Raw genomic sequence first — 2,413 nt, 5'->3', positions numbered from 1 at the left:
ACGCAACCTCGGACCGGCCGACAGTCGGAGCTACATCCGTCAAGCGAAAGTAACATCCTCAGGTGAGGCAATACGCGGGGCGAGATCATTGCGCATATTTCGCGCGCCAAACAGGTGATCAGCGAATCGCAGGCGACGCTCCTGAAGCTGGAAAGCGACCGGCAGAACGAGATCGCACAGTCATTGCGCGAGGCGCAGAACCAGGGATTTCAACTGCGCGAAAAATTGCTGGCGGCGCAGGACCAATTGGCCCGAACGGAGGTCAAGGCACCCGAGGACGGGGTGATAACCGACCTGCGGGTTCATACGCCGGGCGGTGTTGTCGGGGCCGGCGCTCCGCTGATGGATCTGGTGCCCCGGCAGGACAGGCTGGTCGTGATCGCACGCCTCAAGCCGGAGGATATCGACTTGGTTCATCCGGGGCTGAACGCCGACGTGCATCTCTTGCCCTACAATCAGCGTCGCGTCCCGCGTCTCAAGGGAACGGTGATGCATGTATCGGCCGACCGCCTGCTCGACAAGCGCACCGACCAGCCCTACTACGCGACGAAAATCCGCGTCCAGGATTCCAAGATCGTCGAGAATGGCTTGAAGATCATTCCGGGAATGCCGGCCCAGGTGTTCATAACAACCGGGCGCGGCACCGTGGCGATCTACGCTTTGAGGCCCCTGCTCGACAGCTTCCACACCGCCTTCGGCGAAGATTGAGCTGCGGGACAGCCAAATCAGGATGACGAGAATGCACCGGGCTCCGGTCCACGGTGACCGGTCGATCTTGCGCGCCAGCGCAGCACTGCCTCGGTGCGATTGCGAGCGGCACATTTCCGCATGATGTGGTGAATGTGCATCTTCACCGTGTTTTCCGAAAGCTTCAGTTTGGCGGCGATCAGCTTGTTGGGCAGGCCGAGTTCCAATTCCGCCAGCACGTGTTGCTCGCGAGGGGTGAATTCGATCTGCTCCTTGTTCGCCAGATATATCGGCGCCAACGGGCCAGGGTAGATCGGCTCGCAGCTAGAGGACCCGTCCTGCCCTTCAATTGAAAGCGGCCTGTAGACCCCGCCGGCGAGAACAAGACGCAAGCCGGCGACAGCGAGCTCGACCGGGATCGAGGTTGGAAAGAAGCCTCTGATGCCCCGATGCAGGGCCGCGAGCGCGGTGGCTTCGTCGTCCCGGTTACAGAAGATGCCGATCGAGGCGTTGGGGCAGCAATCGGCGAGAAGCGCGAGATCGCCGGCGACGGAGGGATCAGCCACCGACTTGTCCCCGATGCTGAGCGTCGCCAGCCGAACGTCTCGTCCCGTCGCGCAGCCGAGAGTGTCGGTCGTGGCCATTTCGACGATTTCGAATCCGATCAGCTCCTGCCTGAGAATGTGCAGAATGCAGGTCCGCGCCAGCGTGAGCGGATCGATGATGAGCAGGACCGGCAACGGCAGCGATCCGTTGAGCCGCTCTGCAGCAGAGACAAGGTCGTCCATAATATCCCCAATTGAAGGAATTGCTGCCCTACCCCAATCATTTCCATGCCAATGACTAGAGCATGATCCGGAAAAGTGGAAACCGGTTTTCCCCCGCGACAAACGCGAAGCGTTTGCGCAGGAAGATCATGCTCAAACAAGAGATGAGATCATGATCCGATTCCGTCTAATCGGGTCATGATCTAGCGTCGCGCAACCGGCCCATGGCATAAGCCTTTCGCCGATCGAGCGCGCATGTAGGTCACCGGTATCCGCTTTCCCGGTGTCACGCCTCAGTTACAAATATTCCGATATGCGATCGCCGCGGCTGAGTCCGCTTTGCCGTCGACGACGTAGACGTCATCCTCCTTCACGAGATACAGAAATGGCTTCTCCCCGGTGTCCTCGCCCGACGCCTTTTTTCCCCTGACATGACCGCAGATCGTGTCCACCCGCCGCCCCAGCGTATTCTTCCTGATTGCCCGCTTCGCGTCGGTGAACTCGGCCGACTCCGGATTTTCCATTTTTGCGGCGACCGACATCTTCGCCTTGCCCAGGACGGCCTCGGACGTCTCGGCAGCGGGGGCGCGGTCCGCCATCGCCTTCGGCGGCGGGTTCTTGCCACGCGCGACCCGTGTGTCCCGGCGGGGTGGTGATCGCTTGTCGGGCTTCGTCGCCGTTGCAGCCTTCGTTGTCTTCGCCACAGCATTGGGCGTGGGCGCGCTCGCCTTCGGCTCCGTTGCAGGAGGCGCGCTCCCATCGAAACAGATTTTCGACCCGCACATCTGCAAGTTCGCCTGGGTGGACACAGGCATGCCATAGCCGATCAGCATTCCTGCCACCAAGCCAATGAGAAGCAGTCCCATGCAATCCCCCTCCTCGGGGTAGGGCTATCGCATATGGGCGAGGGCGCGGAGAAGGAAGTCGTTGTTCCATCTGGCCTGGAGCATTTTGTGGCT

The 2,413-nt window shown here is 61.0% G+C and carries 2 protein-coding genes and 1 pseudogene; 1 reads left to right on the top strand and 2 read right to left on the bottom strand.

The annotated features are described in order from the left end of the window. Positions 1-75 precede the first annotated feature (75 nt). Positions 76-708: pseudogene (locus AAFX91_RS40815) on the top strand (HlyD family efflux transporter periplasmic adaptor subunit); the annotation flags it as partial. Positions 709-725: 17 nt separating this feature from the next. Here the strand turns inward: AAFX91_RS40815 and AAFX91_RS40810 are convergent. Together AAFX91_RS40810 and AAFX91_RS40805 are read right to left on the bottom strand one after the other, a co-directional pair. Next, positions 726-1,475 carry a response regulator transcription factor gene (locus tag AAFX91_RS40810; protein WP_130579350.1) on the bottom strand — a complete coding sequence of 250 codons (750 nt, stop codon included), beginning with the start codon at positions 1,473-1,475 and terminating at the stop codon, positions 726-728. A gap of 272 nt (positions 1,476-1,747) precedes the next feature. Then, positions 1,748-2,320 (bottom strand): hypothetical protein, encoded by a 573-nt coding sequence (locus AAFX91_RS40805; RefSeq protein WP_245476174.1) that lies wholly within the window; start codon positions 2,318-2,320, stop codon positions 1,748-1,750. Between the last annotated feature and the right edge of the window lie 93 nt (positions 2,321-2,413).

The organism is Bradyrhizobium sp. 31Argb, assembly GCF_043638955.1.
GTDB lineage: Bacteria > Pseudomonadota > Alphaproteobacteria > Rhizobiales > Xanthobacteraceae > Bradyrhizobium.
This window is presented reverse-complemented; position numbering and strand designations above follow the sequence as displayed.